General features: G+C 71.4%; 16 protein-coding genes. 8 read left to right on the top strand and 8 right to left on the bottom strand.

The window, feature by feature from the left end; genetic code table 11:
- Positions 1 to 211: 211 nt before the first annotated feature.
- Entirely contained in the window at positions 212 to 940 is a 729-nt protein-coding gene (locus FBY22_RS25535; RefSeq protein ID WP_142149692.1) for a 1-acyl-sn-glycerol-3-phosphate acyltransferase, read from the bottom strand.
- 187 nt (positions 941 to 1,127) lie between these two features.
- Complete coding sequence (locus tag FBY22_RS25530) at positions 1,128 to 1,535, bottom strand: DUF4395 domain-containing protein (RefSeq protein WP_142149691.1); 408 nt, start codon at positions 1,533 to 1,535, stop codon at positions 1,128 to 1,130.
- 75 nt (positions 1,536 to 1,610) lie between these two features.
- On the opposite strand from FBY22_RS25530, the gene FBY22_RS25525 reads away from it, so the two are divergent.
- The 4 genes from FBY22_RS25525 (at position 1,611) to FBY22_RS25510 (ending at position 4,793) form a co-directional block, all read left to right on the top strand.
- A complete protein-coding gene (locus FBY22_RS25525) occupies positions 1,611 to 2,024 on the top strand; it encodes a thioredoxin family protein (RefSeq protein ID WP_142149690.1) in 414 nt (137 codons plus the stop codon).
- A 207-nt stretch (positions 2,025 to 2,231) separates the two neighbouring features.
- Positions 2,232 to 2,747: a flavin reductase family protein gene (locus tag FBY22_RS25520; RefSeq protein ID WP_142149689.1), complete on the top strand. Its 516-nt coding sequence runs from the start codon at positions 2,232 to 2,234 to the stop codon at positions 2,745 to 2,747.
- A 220-nt stretch (positions 2,748 to 2,967) separates the two neighbouring features.
- Positions 2,968 to 3,756 carry an electron transfer flavoprotein subunit beta/FixA family protein gene (locus FBY22_RS25515; RefSeq protein ID WP_142149688.1) on the top strand — a complete coding sequence of 263 codons (789 nt, stop codon included), beginning with the start codon at positions 2,968 to 2,970 and terminating at the stop codon, positions 3,754 to 3,756.
- Positions 3,757 to 3,830: 74 nt separating this feature from the next.
- Positions 3,831 to 4,793, top strand: a complete 963-nt coding sequence (locus tag FBY22_RS25510) for an electron transfer flavoprotein subunit alpha/FixB family protein (RefSeq protein ID WP_142149687.1) — start codon at positions 3,831 to 3,833, stop codon at positions 4,791 to 4,793.
- Positions 4,794 to 4,853: 60 nt separating this feature from the next.
- Here FBY22_RS25510 and FBY22_RS25505 read toward each other — a convergent pair whose 3' ends face one another.
- Complete coding sequence (locus tag FBY22_RS25505; protein WP_142149686.1) at positions 4,854 to 5,786, bottom strand: endonuclease/exonuclease/phosphatase family protein; 933 nt, start codon at positions 5,784 to 5,786, stop codon at positions 4,854 to 4,856.
- Positions 5,787 to 5,998: 212 nt separating this feature from the next.
- On the opposite strand from FBY22_RS25505, the gene FBY22_RS25500 reads away from it, so the two are divergent.
- Entirely contained in the window at positions 5,999 to 7,303 is a 1,305-nt protein-coding gene (locus tag FBY22_RS25500) for a DUF6986 family protein (protein ID WP_142149684.1), read from the top strand.
- A gap of 466 nt (positions 7,304 to 7,769) precedes the next feature.
- Here FBY22_RS25500 and FBY22_RS25490 read toward each other — a convergent pair whose 3' ends face one another.
- Both FBY22_RS25490 and FBY22_RS25485 read right to left on the bottom strand, forming a co-directional pair.
- Positions 7,770 to 8,507 (bottom strand): hypothetical protein, encoded by a 738-nt coding sequence (locus FBY22_RS25490; protein WP_260845320.1) that lies wholly within the window; start codon positions 8,505 to 8,507, stop codon positions 7,770 to 7,772.
- A gap of 385 nt (positions 8,508 to 8,892) precedes the next feature.
- On the bottom strand, positions 8,893 to 10,002 hold the full coding sequence (locus FBY22_RS25485; protein ID WP_174267265.1) for a LacI family DNA-binding transcriptional regulator: 1,110 nt from the start codon (positions 10,000 to 10,002) through the stop codon (positions 8,893 to 8,895).
- A 187-nt stretch (positions 10,003 to 10,189) separates the two neighbouring features.
- Between FBY22_RS25485 and FBY22_RS25480 the strand changes: the two genes are divergently transcribed.
- A complete protein-coding gene (locus FBY22_RS25480) occupies positions 10,190 to 11,137 on the top strand; it encodes an ROK family protein (protein ID WP_142149681.1) in 948 nt (315 codons plus the stop codon).
- 66 nt (positions 11,138 to 11,203) lie between these two features.
- On the opposite strand, the gene FBY22_RS25475 is transcribed toward FBY22_RS25480, so the two are convergent.
- Positions 11,204 to 13,240 (bottom strand): NPCBM/NEW2 domain-containing protein, encoded by a 2,037-nt coding sequence (locus tag FBY22_RS25475; protein ID WP_174267264.1) that lies wholly within the window; start codon positions 13,238 to 13,240, stop codon positions 11,204 to 11,206.
- A 217-nt stretch (positions 13,241 to 13,457) separates the two neighbouring features.
- On the opposite strand from FBY22_RS25475, the gene FBY22_RS25470 reads away from it, so the two are divergent.
- Together FBY22_RS25470 and FBY22_RS25465 are read left to right on the top strand one after the other, a co-directional pair.
- Positions 13,458 to 13,661, top strand: a complete 204-nt coding sequence (locus tag FBY22_RS25470; protein ID WP_142149679.1) for a hypothetical protein — start codon at positions 13,458 to 13,460, stop codon at positions 13,659 to 13,661.
- A 135-nt stretch (positions 13,662 to 13,796) separates the two neighbouring features.
- Entirely contained in the window at positions 13,797 to 14,840 is a 1,044-nt protein-coding gene (locus FBY22_RS25465) for an NUDIX domain-containing protein (protein WP_142149677.1), read from the top strand.
- Between the two features lie 73 nt (positions 14,841 to 14,913).
- On the opposite strand, the gene FBY22_RS25460 is transcribed toward FBY22_RS25465, so the two are convergent.
- Both FBY22_RS25460 and FBY22_RS25455 read right to left on the bottom strand, forming a co-directional pair.
- Positions 14,914 to 15,987, bottom strand: a complete 1,074-nt coding sequence (locus FBY22_RS25460) for a protein kinase family protein (RefSeq protein WP_260845123.1) — start codon at positions 15,985 to 15,987, stop codon at positions 14,914 to 14,916.
- A gap of 10 nt (positions 15,988 to 15,997) precedes the next feature.
- Positions 15,998 to 16,702: an MBL fold metallo-hydrolase gene (locus tag FBY22_RS25455; RefSeq protein WP_142149675.1), complete on the bottom strand. Its 705-nt coding sequence runs from the start codon at positions 16,700 to 16,702 to the stop codon at positions 15,998 to 16,000.
- Positions 16,703 to 16,738: the final 36 nt, after the last annotated feature.

The raw sequence follows: 16,738 nt of genomic DNA, 5'->3' as shown, positions 1-16,738 counted from the left end.
CCTGAGCAGCGCTGACGCCGAGTTCGGGCGGTCGGCGCGGAAGCCGTGGCCGACGCCTGGAGGGGCTTGAGTGGCGGCGGACGGGGCCGTCGTCCGGGGTGGGGATGAAGCGGGCGCACCGTGGGGGCGACGGGCCGTCAGGAGGCCGTTTCCGGGGAAGCGCAGGTGACTTTTTCGCATCGCCGGTCCGGGGCCGGCCGCCGGCGCCGTCTCAGCGTGCCTCGGACTCCCGTACCTGCTCGGGCGTGGGGGCCGTACCGCCCAGATGGGCCGGCATCCACCAGGTGTCGTCGGCGTCCTTGGGGCGGACGGGGTAGGCGCGCTGGGCGGCCTCGAGCAGTTCCTGCACCCGCTCGCGCAGCTGACGGGTGATCGCGCCGGCGTACTTGTCCTTGGACGCCTCGATCGCCTCGCCGACCCGGATGGTGATCGGGGTGTGGCTGCGCTTGAAGTTGCGCGGATGCCCCTTGGTCCACAGCCGCTGCGTCCCCCACACCGCCATCGGGATCAGCGGGACGCCCGCCTCCTGGGCCAGGCGCGCGGCACCGGACTTGAAGGACTTCAGGGTGAAGGACTGGGAGATGGTCGCCTCGGGGAACACCCCGACGATCTCACCGGACCTCAGCGATTCCAGCGCGTGCGCGTACGCCGCCTCGCCCTGCTCGCGGTCCACGGGGATGTGCTTCATGCCGCGCATCAGCGGGCCGGAGATCTTGTGCCGGAAGACGGACTCCTTCGCCATGAAGCGAACAAGTCGTTTCTGCGGCAGTGCCGCGAGGCCGTCGAAGATGAAGTCCAGATAGCTGATGTGGTTGCTCACCAGCACGGCGCCGCCCGAGCGCGGGATGTTCTCCGACCCCTTGCAGTCGATCTTCAGGTCCCACGCCTTGAACAACGTGAGCGCGAGACCGATGACGGGGCGGTAGACAAGCTCTGCCATGGACGGGGTGGACCCTTCCTTCTCGGCCTGGGAAGAGATTCCCAGCGGAAAGTTACGCAGCCGTAGGTTACGGCATGTCGCAGATCGTGCCCGAAGAACGGCCCGGGAGCCAGCCCAAGTTCCGGTCGGCGGCGGAGATCCTCGTCACGTCCGCCCCGGTGATCCACCTCGCCCTTTTAAACCCCCTTTACTCGGTGCGCGGTGTCACCCTGCGCACCAGCAGATACATCTCGCAGCCCAGGCAGTATCCGAACGCGGCGTTCAGGAAGGCGGCCGCGAGCGCGAGCCCCGTCGCGGCCATCCCCAGCCAGGCGGGCCCGAGCCAGTACCCGACGAGTCCGAGAACGGCGAAAACCAGTCCCACCGCCTGGGCGAACCGCGGCGGCCGCGGCGACTCGAACTCGGTCGGCGGCCCGATCCGGGGCCGTACGACCATGCGGAACAGCCAGCCGTAGGGCGAACGTCCGGCCGCGCCCAGGGCGAAGACCAGCGTCTGCCAGGCCAGCAGCCAGGCGCTCCCGGTGACGAGCACGAGGACCAGCACCAGGGTCGTCACGACCGCGCCGAAGCGCGGACCCCTCACATCGATGTCCATGAATCAAGCATTCCGCATGGAAAATGATTCAGGGGCTCGGGAATCTTTGCAGTCTTGTGAACGCTGGAGCAGTCGATGACCGGAGTGGTGGTGTGCGTGGCGGTGCTCGCGGTGGCGGGCGCCTTCGGAGTGCTGCACCGACAGCGGAGCGGGAGGGTGCGCGTGCGCGGGCGCGACGACGGAAAGCGGCTCGACGCGGCCGAACTGGGCGGGGAACTCGGCGAGCGAGCCACCCTCGTGCAGTTCTCCAGCGCCTTCTGCGCCCCCTGCCGGGCCACCCGCAGGATCCTCGGCGAGGTGGCCGGCATGGTGCCCGGCGTGAGGCACGTCGAGATCGATGCGGAGGACCGCCTGGAGCTGGTCCGCGAACTGGACATCCTCAAGACCCCGACGGTGCTGGTCCTCGACGCCGACGGCCGGGTCGTGCGGCGCGCGACCGGCCAGCCCCGCAAGGCCGACGTCATCGCCGCACTGGGGGAGGCCGTCTGAGCCCTTGACGTGGACGGTGAGGCATCTCCCACATGCCGTAACGTACTTGACTGTGTGCGCCACGTATCGCCAGCCTGACTGCATGCCCACGGAAATCCTGCTGCACGGGCGGGCCCACATCGACCTGGCCCGCACCGCGAGCGCGCGCTGTCCCGGCTGTTGAGCAGCCCCGACTCCGCTCGCCCCTCCTCGCAGAAGGACACCGCCGTGCCGGCCACTCCCGACCTCGACGCCCACAGCGTTCGCCTCGCCTCTCCCGACCTGCTGCGCTCCGTCTTCCGGCGGCACGCGGCGGGCGTCGCCGTGATCACCGCGCGGGGCGAGGCCGGCCCGGTCGGCTTCACCGCCACCTCCCTCAGCTCCGTCTCCGCCGAACCCCCGATGCTCTCCTTCGGCGTCGGCACCGGCGCCTCCAGCTGGCCCGCCATATCGGGGACGGACCACGTCGGGGTCCACATACTCGGCGAGCACCAGCAGGAGCTGGCCGCCACCTTCGCCAGGAGCGGCGCCGACCGCTTCGGGGCATCCACCGCCTGGCGCGAGGGGCCCGAGGGAGTCCCCGTCCTCGACGACGTCCTAGCCTGGCTCGTGTGCCGGGTCGTCGCCCGCGTGCCGGCCGGGGACCATCGCATCGTGGTGGCCGAGGTCGTCCTCGGTGACCCCGCCGGCCCCGGCCGTCCCCTCCTGTACCACCAGGGCCGGTTCAACGGTCTGCGTGACTGATCGTCGCCGGCTTCGCCCTGCGAGACGGTCGGATTCCGATTACGCTGCGTTGCGAAGGTCACAGTTCAAAGCGCTTGCTTAGCGGGAACCAACTGGGTGTACTGACGAGTAATATTTCGCTCGGAGCGCGGGGTCGCCCCGATCGGGATCGGCCGCTAGAGGCGCCTATGCTGCCTGAAGGTAGGCAGCACCGAAATGACGATGCAGTAGGAGAGCCGGCGTGAGCTTGAGGATCGTTGTCACTGTGAAGTACGTGCCCGACGCCACTGGCGACCGGCACTTCGCCGATGACCTGACCGTCGACCGGGACGACGTGGACGGTCTGCTCTCCGAGCTCGACGAGTACGCCGTCGAGCAGGCGCTGCAGATCTCGGAGAACTCCGACGACGACGTCGAGGTCACCGTCCTGACGGTGGGCCCGGAGGACGCCAAGGACGCCCTGCGCAAGGCGCTGTCGATGGGTGCGGACAAGGCGATCCACGTCGAGGACGACGACCTGCACGGCACCGACGCCATCGGCACCTCGCTGGTGCTGGCCAAGGCGATCGAGAAGGCCGGCTTCGACCTGGTCGTCTCCGGTATGGCCTCCACCGACGGCACCATGGGCGTGGTCCCGGCGCTGCTGGCCGAGCGCCTGGGCGTGCCGCAGGTGACGCTGCTGTCGGAGGTCTCGGTCGAGGACGGCACGGTCAAGGGGCGTCGCGACGGCGACACGGCCTCGGAGCAGCTTCAGGCCTCGCTGCCGGCGGTGGTGTCGGTGACCGACCAGTCGGGCGAGGCGCGCTACCCGTCCTTCAAGGGCATCATGGCGGCGAAGAAGAAGCCGGTGGAGTCCTGGGACCTGTCCGACCTCGAGATCGACGCCGAAGAGGTCGGTCTCGAAGGTGCCTGGACGAAGGTCGAGGCGGCGGCCCAGCGCCCGGCGCGGACCGCGGGCACGATCGTCAAGGACGAGGGCGAGGGCGGCAAGCAGCTCGCCGAGTTCCTCGCGAGCCAGAAGTTCATCTAAGGGCCCCCGGCCCTTAAGGCTCAACTCCCTTTCCGCCCCTCAGACTTCGCACATCCGCAAGGAGTTTCGTTCCCATGGCTGAAGTTCTCGTCTACGTCGATCACGTGGACGGTGCCGTCCGCAAGCCCACCCTGGAGCTGCTGACCCTCGCGCGCCGCATCGGCGAGCCGGTCGCCGTCGCGCTGGGCGCGGGTGCCGCCGGCACCGCCGCCGCGCTGGCCGAGCACGGCGCCGTCAAGGTCCTCACCCACGAGGCGTCCGAGTACGCCGACTACCTGGTCGTGCCGAAGGTCGACGCGCTGCAGGCCGCCGTCGCCGCCGTATCCCCGGCCGCCGTGCTGGTGCCGTCCTCCGCCGAGGGCAAGGAGATCGCCGCGCGTCTGGCGCTGCGTCTCGGCTCGGGCGTCATCACCGACGCCGTCGACCTGGAGGCCGGCGACGAGGGCCCGGTGGCCACGCAGTCGGTGTTCGCCGCCTCCTTCACCACCAAGTCCCGCGTCTCCAAGGGCACGCCGGTCATCACGGTCAAGCCCAACTCCGCCGCGGTGGAGGCCGCCCCGGCCGCCGGTGCGGTCGAGGCCCTTCAGGTGTCCTTCTCCGAGCAGGCCACCGGCACCAAGGTCATCTCCCGCACCCCGCGTGAGTCGACCGGCCGCCCCGAGCTGACCGAGGCCGCGATCGTGGTCTCCGGCGGCCGCGGTGTCAACGGCGCCGAGAACTTCGCGATCATCGAGGCCCTCGCCGACTCCCTGGGTGCCGCGGTGGGCGCCTCGCGTGCCGCCGTCGACGCCGGCTGGTACCCGCACACCAACCAGGTCGGCCAGACCGGCAAGTCCGTCTCGCCGCAGCTGTACATCGCCAACGGCATCTCCGGCGCCATCCAGCACCGGGCCGGCATGCAGACCTCCAAGACCATCGTGGCGGTCAACAAGGACGCCGAGGCCCCGATCTTCGACCTCGTGGACTACGGCGTCGTCGGCGACCTCTTCGACGTCGTCCCCGCCCTCACCGAGGAGATCAAGGCCCGCAAGGGCTGATCACCGACACCTGCCGAACGAGGCCCCCGCGACCGCACGAACGGTCGCGGGGGCCTCGTCTCATGCCAGGCTCAGCCAGGCCCGCACCGGCAGGTGGTCGCTGGGGTACCGGCCGTGCGCGGAGAAGGTGTCGATCGCCGCGCGGTGCACGGTCACTCCAGCGTTGGTGAGGATCCAGTCGATCCGGTCGCCGTCCGGTTTCAGCCCTTGGTAGCCGTGAAAGGTGGCGTAGAGCGTGCCGCGCTCGGCCGCCGCGTCCCAGGCGTCGACCAGACCCGTGGACCGCATCCGGTCGTAGGCGGGGTTCTTGTGCGCGGCGGCGTTGAAGTCGCCCGTCACCACGACCGGCAGCGGGTGCCGGAGCGCGGCGATCCGCTGGGTCATCAGATCGGCGCTGCGTTCCCGCGCGTACTGGCTCGCGTGGTCGAAGTGGGTGTTGCAGACGTAGAACTCCCGCCCGCCGTCGGCGAGATCGCGGAATCTGATCCAGGTGACGACGCGGGGGAAGGCGGCGCCCCAGGTGTTGGAGGCGATGGTCTCCGGCGTGTCCGAGAGCCAGTAGGTGTAGTGCTCGACGGGCGCCAGCCGCCGGTTGTCGTAGTAGACCGCCGTGGACTCGTCGCGGCTGCCGCCCTCACGGCCGGTGCCGATCCAGTCGTAGTGGGCGCCCAGGTCGGACTCGATGTCCCGCAGCTGTTGGTACAGGCCCTCCTGGGTGCCGATGACATGGGGACGCGCACGGCGCAGCAGTTCGCGCATCACGGGCCGGCGGTCGCTCCAGCTGTTGGGCTCCCTGGTGCTCGCGAAACGCAGGTTGAAGGTCATCACCTGCAGACGGGGGCCCTGATGCCCGCGCACCGGGGCGCTGCGGACCCGGGCCTGCACCGGTGACGAGACGGAGATGGCGGCGGCTCCGGAGAGGGGCGCGGTGAGGGCCGCGGCGAACAGGGCCCGCAGGCCCAGACGGCGGGTGACTCGGCGCTGTTCGGGCACGGGGGCTCCTTCGGTCGCACGGGCCGGACGAGTCTCGCGTGGGGGGAGTTGTGCGTCGAGCAGTGTGATACCCGGGGTGCGGCGGGGAGTGAACATGCCGAGGTCATCGCGTGGTCGGCCCGTGGACACGGTGTTGACCGGGCCGACCGGGCACGGATACCTTCACTCTACGGATTGTTGATTCCGTAGAGCGGAAAGCTGGAGGGTGTGGGATGGGTCAGGGCCAGCAGGAGACGGTGGCGACGAGCCTCGCGGGCGCCGTCAGCGAGGAGATCAGTGCCTCCCTCGCCCCGGTCGACGCCGAACTGGAGCGCCGCTACCCCGGCGACCCCGGCACCCGTCAGCCCGTCCACACCGTCTACGTCCCCGGTGACGTCTTCGCCGCCGACACCATCCGCTCCTGGGGCGACCAGGCCCTCGCCGCCCTCGATGAACACGCCCCGGACGCCGCCTCCTTCGCCGCCGTCCTCGGCCTCGCCGACGACCTCGCCGAGCCCGTCTACACGCGCGTGCGCGCCAAACTGGAGCACGAGCCCGTCGAGGACCTGCGCGTCGACTTCGAGGACGGCTACGGCCCGCGCCCGGACGCCGAGGAGGACGAGACCGCCGCCCGCGCGGCCCGGCTGATCGCCGAGGCGTACGAGAACGGCACGGGGGCCCCGTACATGGGCATCCGCATGAAGTGCATGGAAGCGCCGGTGCGCGACCGCGGCATCCGCACCCTCGACGTCTTCCTCACCGGCCTGATGCGGGCCGGCGGCCTGCCCGACGGGCTGGTGCTGACCCTGCCGAAGGTGACGTACGCCGAGCAGGTGAGCGCCTTCGCCCGGCTCCTGGAGGCCTTCGAGAAGGCGCACGGCCTGGACGCCGGCCGGATCGGCTTCGAGATCCAGATCGAGACCAGCCAGTCCATCCTCGCCACCGACGGCACCGCCACCGTCGCCCGCATGATCCGGGCCGCCGACGGGCGCGCCACCGGACTGCACTACGGCACCTTCGACTACAGCGCCTGCCTCGGCGTCTCCGCCGCCCACCAGGCCAGTGACCACCCGGCCGCCGACCACGCCAAGGCGGTCATGCAGGTCGCGGCGGCGGGGACCGGGGTGCGGGTGTCGGACGGCTCGACCAACGTGCTGCCCGTAGGGCCGACGCAGAAGGTGCACGACGCCTGGCGGCTGCACTACGGACTGACCCGGCGGGCCCTCGCCCGCGCCTACTACCAGGGCTGGGACATGCACCCCGGGCACCTCCCCACCCGCTACGCCGCCGTCTTCGCCTTCTACCGCGAGGGCTTCGAACAGGCCGCCGCCCGGCTCGCCCGCTACGCCAACCGGGCCGGCGGCGACGTCATGGACGAGCCCGCCACCGCCAAGGCCCTCAGCGGTTACCTGCTGCGCGGCCTGGACTGCGGCGCCCTCGACATCGCCGAGGTGGCCCGACTCACCGGCCTCACCCGGGCCGACCTGGAGGGCTTCGCGGCGCCCCGGCGCGGCGACCTGACCGCGTCCGCCAAGTAGCGGGCCGGTCACGGCAGTCACCGCCGGCCGACACCGTCACCGCCGCTCCCGAGAAAACCCCCGAGCCGACGGCGTCCGGCGGCAAGAAGGGCGAGGCCCCGCCGACGGGCCGCGCCTCGGCCTCCGCCACCGCGAACTCCTCACGCGGCGGGGCGGGAGCCACCTCGGGGAGCGGGAGCAAAGGGTGTGGCGGCACCACGGGCGGCACGACCGGCGGAGGGACCGCGACCACCCCCGCCCCGGCCCGCACCCCCGTCGGCGGCGGCACGTACGACTGCACCGTCTGGCGCACCGCGAAGTCCTCCACCGCCTCCGGCACCGAGGCCGGGGTCCTTGACGCGGGCGTCAACTACTTCTACTGCCAGCAGAATCTGGGGCGCCGCGAGACGTACGGGCAGTGGACCAACGTCTGGTGGGCGAAGACGGACGACGACAGCGGCAGCACGAACGTCTACGTCAGCGACGTCTACATCAAGGGCGGGGACAACGACGAACCCGTCCCCGGGCTGCCGGTCTGCTGATCTCCTACGAACCTCTCCAGACCGGACGCCGTCACCATCTTCTCCTCGGCGAACACCCGGGCGCCCCGTTCGCGCAGCCACGCGTCGGCGCGGGCCCGTGCGCAGAACTCCTCGGGTGTGACGCCGAACAACTCCCTCAACCGGGCCGATCCGACGAGGAGTTCGGTGAGCAGCCGCCGCTGCCCCGGGTGCCGGCGCGGGATGTCGGTGCCGTTGCGCAGCACTCCGCGCCGGTTGACGTAGATGTGGGCGCCGGGCAGCCGGCTTCCGTCCTCCAGCTCGATCCGCACCTCGGGCGCGGGCAGCCAGGCGCGCCGGTAGTTGCCGTGCGGCAGCGGTACACCCTCGCTGGCGTCGATCACCGCGAGCTGCTCGGCGTCGAACCAGGTCACGAACAACTCGTGTACGGCATCCGGTGCTTGGAACGGCGACGCCGAGACATATCCGGGACGGCTCACATGCGCGGAGACGCCGACGTCGATGCCGGTGACCCGGGCGCGGACCATGGGGATGGGCGCGGTGATCCCCGACTCGGCCATCTTGTAGCGCAGTTGGCCGGGGCAGGCGTTGGAGCCGACCGCCAGGACGGGAACGCGGTCCTCGTGCACCAGTCGGTCCAGCGGCAGCAGCCGGTCCCCGTCGAGCAGCCCCGACTCGGCGGGCCAGGCCCCGGGATAGAGCAACGGCTCCTCCCGCGGCACACAGTCCAGCCCCAGCGCCGCCAATGACGCTCCCGCTTCCCGCACACCCCGCCGCCCCCACGGCTGCTCGTCCGGCCCCCGGTCCTCCGGACTCGGGTCGTCGGACCATGGCCCATCGACCACTTGGTCCCCCGGGAACCGCTCCTCCGCCGCCCGCTCGCGGGGCAGCCGCTCCTCCGCCGTCCGACCCCGGCGCATCCGGTCCTCGGGCGCCCAGCCCTCCGGCGCTCCGTCCTCCGGATTCCGCTCCTCCGCCGCCCGGTCCCGAGACCGCCGGTCCTGCGTCATCCGCCCTCGGCGCAGCCGGTTCCCCGGTGTCCGGTCCTCCGGACTCCGTTCCTTGCGCCTCGCCTCGTCCACCGGCCGCTCAGTCCGCCGGTGGCAGTTCGCCCGAGCCGCGGGTGATCAGGCGAGTGGGCAGTTCGATGCGTTCCGGTGCGATCAGTTCGCCGTCCAGCTGGCGGAAGAGCCGCTCGGCGGCGGTCCGGCCGAGCGCCGCCGCGTCCTGGGCCACCACGGTCACCCCCGGCTGGAGCAGATCCGCGAGCTCGATGTCGTCGAAGCCGACGAAGGCCACCCGGCGGCTCTGCTCGGCGAGGACGCGCACCACGGTGACGGTCACCCGGTTGTTGCCCGCGAAGATCGCGGTGACGGGGTCGGGGCCGGTCAGCATGTCCTCGGCGGCCCGGCGCACCCGCTCCGGGTCCGTGACGCCGAGGGACATCCAGGAGTCCTCGACCGGTATGCCGGCGTCCTCCATGGCCGCCCGGTAGCCGCGCAGACGCTCGGCGGCCGTGTGGATACGGGGCATGTCGCCGATGAAGCCGATCCTGCGGTGGCCGTGGGCGATCAGGTGGGCGACCCCGCTGCGGGCACCGCCGAAGTTGTCCGAGAGGACGACGTCCGCGTCGATCCTCCCGGCCGGCCGGTCCACGAACACCGTGGCCACGCCCGCCTTGACCTCGGGCTCCAGATAGCGGTGGTCGTCACCGGCCGGGATGATCACCAGTCCGTCCACCCGGCGGGCGCACAGCGCCAACGCCAGCTCCTGCTCGCGGTCCGGGTCCTCCGCGCTGGAGCCGTTGATGAGCAGGGCGCCGTGCGCACGGGCCACCTCCTCGACCGCGCGGCTGAGGGGGCCGTAGAACGGGTCGGCCAGGTCCTCGAGGACCAGGCCGATGCTGGCGGTGCGGCCCTTGCGCAGGACGCGGGCGCTGTCGTTGCGGCGGAAGCCCAGCGCTTCGATGGCCTCCTGGACGCGGCGTTCGGTCTCCGGGGTGACCCCGGGTTCGCCGTTGACCACGCGGGAGACGGTCTTCAGCCCGACCCCGGCCCGCGCGGCCACGTCCTTCATGGTCGGACGGTTGCCGTAGCGGCTGCCGGAAAATCGGTCGGTGCGGCGGGCGGTCTCGGGCACGATGCGCTGTCCTGTCCTGTCTCGTCGACGGGTCTTGTCCACGGGGATGCGTCGGACCATGAGTTTGTATGAGGATGTGGCGTCGAGCATAGAGCCTGGACAACGTTGTCATATGCGCGAGAGACTGTCCACCACAATCTCCGGCCTGCGCCCCCACCGCGAGGCCGGCCCGCTCATCCCCGTGGCCGAAGGGGTAAGTTCCCCTGGTCCACCGGGATTCGATGGTTTGACGGGGAGTCCGACTCTGATGCACACCGACCTCGTGGCCGCGCTCGACATCGGCGGCACCAAGATCGCCGGGGCGTTGGTGGACGGCCACGGCCGGATCCTGGTCCGCGCGCAGCGCGCGACGCCCGCGCAGGAGAACGGCGACATCGTGATGGGCGCCGTGGAGGAGGTCGTCGGTGAACTGACCGCCTCGCCCCTGTGGGGACGCGCCACGGCCTTCGGTATCGGCAGCGCCGGCCCGGTGGACGCCTCCGCCGGTACCGTCAGCCCGGTGAACGTGCCGGGCTGGCGCGACTACCCGCTCGTGCGCAGGGTCCAGGAGGCAGCCGGCGGCCTGCCCGTCGAGCTGATCGGCGACGGCGTGGCCATCACGGCCGCCGAGCACTGGCAGGGCGCCGCCCGCGGCCACGACAACGCGCTGTGCATGGTGGTCTCCACCGGTGTCGGCGGCGGTCTGGTCCTGAACGGCCAGCTGCACCCGGGACCCACCGGGAACGCCGGTCACATCGGCCACATCAGCGTGGATCTCGACGGTGACCTGTGCCCGTGCGGCTCGCGGGGGTGTGTGGAGCGCATCGCCAGCGGGCCCAACATCGCCCGCCGGGCGATCGAGAACGGCTGGCGGCCGGGTCCGGACGGAGACGCCTCCGCCGCCGCGGTGGCGGAGGCCGCGCGAGCCGGCGACCCGGTCGCGGTGGCGTCGTTCGAGCGGGCCGCCCAGGCGCTGGCCGCCGGGATCGCGGCCACCGCGACGCTCGTCGAGATCGACATCGCCGTGATCGGCGGGGGAGTGGGCAAGGCCGGCGACGTCCTGTTCACCCCGCTGCGCAAGGCGCTGGGCGACTACGCGACCCTGTCCTTCGTGCAGCGCCTTCAGATCACCCCGGCGCAGATGGGCACGGACGCCGGGCTGGTGGGAGCGGCGGCGGCCGCGCTCGCCAAGCGGGCGGACGCGGCCGCGGTCTGAGTCGCGCTGCCGGGGCGTCGGCGGCAGGAACGTTTCAGGCGGGCTGCCGGCACGACCTTTCCGGTGTCAGCAGCTCACCTGCGCGTTCGCCCAGTCGGCGTGGTCGGAGTCGATCCCGTCCCCGCCGTCGGTGACGACGAGCCGGACCACCTGGGTGCCGGTCACGTCCGCGGTGAGCGACTGGGCGGGCATCGCGTTGGTCAGGACGCCGGTCGAGGCGACCTTCGTGCCGTCGGCCCAGATCTCGAAGGCGACGGTGCCGTTGGCACCCTTCTCGTCGTCGACCCCGACGTCCGCGGTGACCTTCTCGCAGGCCTTGCCGGTGTAGTACTCGACCTCGCTGCTCGCGTGGACGCCGAGGCCCTTGGCGTACACCGTCCCGCCGATGGTGATCGGATGTCCGTCACCGGCGGCGCTCTCCCCGTTGCTGGTGTTGCGCTCGACCGGCCCGTAGCCGTTGGTGGCCGACAGCCACGGCAGGTCGCCGAGCCCGGAGGTTCCGGAGGGCGGCGGAACGACGACGGACAGGGTCAGCGGCAGGACCTGCGTGGCGCGCAGACCGGTCGGCGAGCGGTAACTCGCCCTGAGTGTCAGGTCGTACGAGCCCGTCGGCGTCCCCTGTGGAGCGGTGACCGTCCACCTGGTGCTCAGGGAGCGGCCGGTGGGCAGCAGGGCCGCGGTGGGGCGTGAGGCCGCCCGGACCGCCCATCCGTCCGGTCCGGTGAGCGAGACCGAGACCCGTGTGGCCGGCGTGCGGCCCCAGTCGGTGACGACGGAGGTGAGCGTGGCGGGTGTGCCCGCCTCGACCAAGGGGCTGCGGTTCAGGCCCAGTTCCACGGCCGGCGGGTGGGTGGCCCAGGCGCGGTCGGCCGAGATGCGCAGCAGCACCGTGCCGTGCGCCGGGACGGTCGCCGAGATCGTGCCCGCGGTGTTGTAGCTGCTGTGCCGCCACAGGTCGCGCAGGGTGTAGCCGCGGGCGCCGGGCAGGCCGACGGCCTGTGCGGTGGTGGAGATGTGCTGGGCGGTGCCGTTCTCGTTGAAGAGGGCCACCGCGCGGCTGCCGTCCTTCATCTCCTTGGCCACGACCCAGCGGCCGCCCGACGAGGAGACGACCGTCCCCTGCTTGCCCAGCGGGTCCTGGTCGACGGCGATGACCTCCTTGTTGTCGAGGATGTCGAAGGTCGCAGGAGTGGCCTTGCGCAGGTCCGACCCGATGAGCAGCGGGGCGGCCATGACCGACCACATGGAGAAGTGGCTGCGGTACTCGGTGTCGGTCATGCCGCCGTTGCCCACCTCCAGCATGTCGGGGTCGTTCCAGTGCCCTGGACCGGCGTACGGGGCGAGCGGCAGGTTCTGCTTCAGAATGCCCAGCATCGAGCCCCAGTTGTCACTGATGTCGCCCGTGGTGCGCCACAGATGACCGACGTCGGCGGCCCATTCCCACGGCTTGTTCTCGCCCCATTCGCAGATGCTGTAGACGATCGGCCGCCCGGTCGCCTTGAGGGCGTCGCGCATGGTGGTGTAGCGCACCTTGGCGTCCACACCCTGGTTGTTGCAGTTGTCGTACTTGAGGTAGTCCACGCCCCAGTCGGCGAACTGCCGGGCGTCGCTGTACTCGTGTCCGAGCGCGCCCGGGAAGCCGACGCTGTCGCATGTCTTGGTGCCGGCGCTGGTGTAGATGCCGAGCTTGAGGCCCTTGGAGTGCACGTAGTCCGCGACGGCCTTGATCCCGTTCGGGAACCGGGCCGGATCCGGGACGAGCCGGCCGTCCGCGTCCCGGTTCGGCAGGGCCCAGCAGTCGTCGAGGTTGACGTACCGGTAGCCCGCGTCCTTGAGGCCCTTCTCGACGAACAGGTCCGCGATTCCCTTGACCATGGACTCGTTGAACTCGGCACGGCAGTGCGTGGAGTTCCAGTTGTTGAATCCCATCGGAGGGGTGAGGGCGAGACCGTCGGCGAGGGCGGGAGCGGCGGTCTCGGCGGCGGGCTTCGGGGCGGGTGCTGCGACGGCGGCCGGTGCGGCGAGTCCGGCGGTGCCCAGGAGGCCCGCGGTGAGCGCTCCGAGCATTCTTCGGCGGGATGTGCGGGTGTGCGGGTGACGCATCGTTACGTTCCTCCGAACACACAAAGGTGGGATGACGCCATGTCCCCGTCATCGGTGCGCGTTTACGGTAGAACGTGTCGGACCGTGTTGGAAGAGGTGCGGTAGTGTGAGGTTCCTTCATTGGTTCAGACCAATAACGGGGTGATCGTCGGATGTCGCCACGCCCCACGCCTCCCGGATGCGTGACCCCCGCCCGGGTCCGGCAGTTGATCGGGGCATGAAGAAGCGCAGCATGATGGCCATCGCCTCCCTCGCCGCCGGGTTCGTCGTCGCGGCGATCAGCCCCACGCACACCGGGGACCACCACGTCCTCGGCGATCACCCCGTGCTCAGTGACCTCGGCGTCGACGACACCGTGGGCACGGTCACCGACACCGTCGGCGAGGGCAGCTTCTCCGACGCGGACAAGACCCTCGGATAAGGCCCTGGCGGCACGGCGCCGGTGCTCCCGCCCCGGGAGCACCGGCGCCGCTCCATGTGTGCCCTCAACTGGGGCTGGTTTCCGTGGCAGGGTGGAGCGGGCAAGCCTCAGGGGGCCAACAGAAGAGGGGGACCTGTGACCGTCGTCTGGATCAACGGCGCGTTCGGTGCGGGGAAGACGACCACCGCACGGGAACTGATCGAACTGATCCCGAACAGCACGCTCTTCGACCCCGAGGTCGTCGGCGGAGCGCTGGCACACCTGCTCCCGGCCAAGCACCTCGCCGAGGTCGGCGACTACCAGGACCTGCCGATCTGGCGGCGTCTGGTGATCGACACGGCGGCCGCCATGCTCGCGGAACTCGGCGGGACGCTCGTGGTCCCCATGACCCTGCTGCGCCAGGAGTACCGCGACGAGATCTTCGGCGGGCTCGCCGCCCGTCGCATCACGGTCCGGCATGTGCTCCTCGCCCCGGCCGAAACGATCCTGCGCGAGCGAATAGCCGCCCGGGAGGTCCCGCCCGACCTCCCCGACGGCGAGATGCGGATACGGCAGTGGTCGTACGACCACATCGAGCCGTACCGCAGCGCCCTGGCCGGCTGGCTCACCGCCGACGCCCACCCCGTCGACACCGGTGCTCTCACCCCGTACGAGGCCGCGGTCCGCGTCGCGGAGGCGGTGGGCAGCGGTCAGGTGCCGGTGTGCGACATAGTGCAGACGCCCGAGCCGACCGCCGAGACGCTCGCCGCCGGCGTCCTCCTCTTCGACGAACAGGACCGCGTCCTCCTCGTCGACCCCACCTACAAAGCCGGCTGGGAGTTCCCCGGCGGCGTCGTGGAACCGGGCGAGGCACCCGCCCGCGCCGGCATGCGCGAGGTCGCCGAGGAGACCGGCATCCACCTGGACGACGTACCGCGGCTGCTGGTCGTCGACTGGGAGGCGCCCGCGCCGCCCGGCTTCGGCGGGCTGCGGCTCCTGTTCGACGGCGGCCGGCTCGAATCCGCCGAGGCGGAGCGGCTGCTGCTGCCGGGGCCCGAACTGCGCGACTGGCGTTTCGTCAGCGAGCAGGAGGCCGCCGACCTGCTGCCGCCGGTCCGCTACGAGCGGCTGCGCTGGGCCCTGCGGGCGCGGGAACGCGGCGCGGCGCTCTACCTCGAGGCGGGCATTCCGCTCGGCTGATTCATCCATCCATCCGCACACCCGTTTCCGGTCCACCTGCGTGTGCCACTTTCGCCGCTCCCCTCGCGTGCCACTACGCGGAGAGCGTGGAGGTGTCGTGGGCGAGACGGAGTTCCTCGTACGGGTACGGCGTCCGCCTGCCCTCCCGGCGCAGACGGCTGAGGAAGCCGTTGAGGACGGCTGTGAGCGGCGCGTCCCTGGAGATGATCGCGGCAGCCGCCTTCGGGACGCCGTCGGCACGGGCCCCGACCGCGCAGGCGCGTACGAAGGCCTCCCGCTCCAGCCTGTCGTATCCGTACAGGGCGGTGACGAGCCAGTTCACCAGGTGGGCGCGGCCGTGGAAGAGGTCGTAGTCCCGGTGCCGGTCGAAGAAGGCGTGCTCCGGCCGGGAGAGGCGGAAGCGGGGGCCGAACGCCAGGCCGTAGTCGGTGAGGAAGAAGTCGGCGCCGTCGGTGAGGACGTTCTGGAAGTGGACGTCGAAGTGGAGGAGTTGACGGCGCCGGAGGAAGCCGGTCAGCGCGCCGAGCCAGTCGTCCACCCGCGTGCAGATCCGATCCGAGTCCTCGGTGCGGACCTGCGTGTCGAGCCAGTCGTGGAGGGTGTGCGGGAAGTACTCCAGGAACAGCGTCAGGCTCGCGGACGCCGTCCGCAGGGCCTCCAGGCGCTCGCGTACCTGCGGGGCGCCGCCCCAGTAGGCCACCGTGCCGTCCACATCGGCCAGTTCCTCGGGCAGGGGCTGTACGTCGTCCGGCAGCACCCGCCAGTGGTGCAGCAGCGGAAAGCCGGGGAAGGCGTCGGACAGCACCCAGTTCGTCGTCATCGTGTGCGTGGCCAGCTCGCGCCAGGCGCCGAAGCCGGGACTGCGTCCGGTGCCGTAGTGGCAGGCGGCCGGCAGGTCGAAGACGTTCACCGTGGAGCGGGCGTTCGGCGGCAGCAACTCGATGTCCGTGAGCGGCACCCGCTTCACGAACAGGGGGGTGCCCGCCACCTCGACCAGCACGTAGCGCCCGCCGATGCCGACGCCCGCGGGCGTCCCGGCCGCCAGCAGATCGGCCAGCTCGGCGTCCCCCAACAGGGCCAGCTCTGTGGCGAGTTCGGTATGGCGGGCGATGCGGGCGATGCGGGCGATGCGGGCGACGGAGGACATACCTCCATGGTCAGGGTCGGACCGGGTGCCTGTCCGCCGTTCGGCGAAGGACCGTGCCGGCCTGGCCGACGACCGGATCACCGTGCCCGAAGCACGCCACGTCGCAGTCCAGCGAGGCCAGTCGGTGCAACGAGGCGAGCAACCGGGGCCGGTGCAGGTTGAACACGCCCGGCATCACCCCGCCGTCGACCGGCGACGCCGCCACGGTGTCACCCGTGAACAGCACCCGCCGACGCGGCAGATGGACGGCGATGCTGCCGTCCGTGTGACCGGGGGTGTGCAGGACGTGGGCACCGTTGCCGAAGCCGAGGACGTCACCGTCGGTGACTTCGGTGATCAGCGAAGGGCGGACGAAGGGGGCCTCGGGGAGACGGCGGGCGGCCTCCGCGTGGATCGGCAGCTCCCAGTCCTCGAACACCGGCGGCGGGCCCGGCACTTCGCCCCGGATCGCGGGGGCGTCCAGGTGGTGGGCCACCACCTCGGCGCCGGTCAGCGCGGCGAGCTCGCCCGCGCCGCCCACATGGTCCTCGTGGAAGTGGGTGAGCACGATGCGGCGGATCGTGCCGAGCGGCTCGGCAACGGCCGCGACGGCGGCCCCCGAGCCTGCCGGACCCGCGTCGACGAGCGTCAACTCGTCGGCGTCGCACCACAGATAGGCCTGGCCCACGGGAAAACGCAGAAGATACAGCCGCGGCAGCAGCTCTACGACGTCCATGCGGACGACCGTAGGAGGGCCCCCGCCCGAAGGCGA

Origin of the sequence: Streptomyces sp. SLBN-31, from assembly GCF_006715395.1 — a bacterium.
Taxonomy (GTDB): domain Bacteria; phylum Actinomycetota; class Actinomycetes; order Streptomycetales; family Streptomycetaceae; genus Streptomyces.
This window is presented reverse-complemented; position numbering and strand designations above follow the sequence as displayed.

Excerpts from the sequence above, each read along its gene's own strand:
- FBY22_RS25535 (WP_142149692.1), bottom strand. The coding sequence starts at position 940 with ATGGCAGAGCTTGTCTACCGCCCCGTCATCGGTCTCGCGCTCACGTTG.
- FBY22_RS25530 (WP_142149691.1), bottom strand. The coding sequence starts at position 1,535 with ATGGACATCGATGTGAGGGGTCCGCGCTTCGGCGCGGTCGTGACGACC.
- FBY22_RS25525 (WP_142149690.1), top strand. The coding sequence starts at position 1,611 with ATGACCGGAGTGGTGGTGTGCGTGGCGGTGCTCGCGGTGGCGGGCGCC.
- FBY22_RS25510 (WP_142149687.1), top strand. The coding sequence starts at position 3,831 with ATGGCTGAAGTTCTCGTCTACGTCGATCACGTGGACGGTGCCGTCCGC.
- FBY22_RS25500 (WP_142149684.1), top strand. The coding sequence starts at position 5,999 with ATGGGTCAGGGCCAGCAGGAGACGGTGGCGACGAGCCTCGCGGGCGCC.
- FBY22_RS25485 (WP_174267265.1), bottom strand. The coding sequence starts at position 10,002 with ATGGTCCGACGCATCCCCGTGGACAAGACCCGTCGACGAGACAGGACA.
- FBY22_RS25480 (WP_142149681.1), top strand. The coding sequence starts at position 10,190 with ATGCACACCGACCTCGTGGCCGCGCTCGACATCGGCGGCACCAAGATC.
- FBY22_RS25475 (WP_174267264.1), bottom strand. The coding sequence starts at position 13,240 with ATGCGTCACCCGCACACCCGCACATCCCGCCGAAGAATGCTCGGAGCG.
- FBY22_RS25470 (WP_142149679.1), top strand. The coding sequence starts at position 13,458 with ATGAAGAAGCGCAGCATGATGGCCATCGCCTCCCTCGCCGCCGGGTTC.
- FBY22_RS25460 (WP_260845123.1), bottom strand. The coding sequence starts at position 15,987 with ATGTCCTCCGTCGCCCGCATCGCCCGCATCGCCCGCATCGCCCGCCAT.
- FBY22_RS25455 (WP_142149675.1), bottom strand. The coding sequence starts at position 16,702 with ATGGACGTCGTAGAGCTGCTGCCGCGGCTGTATCTTCTGCGTTTTCCC.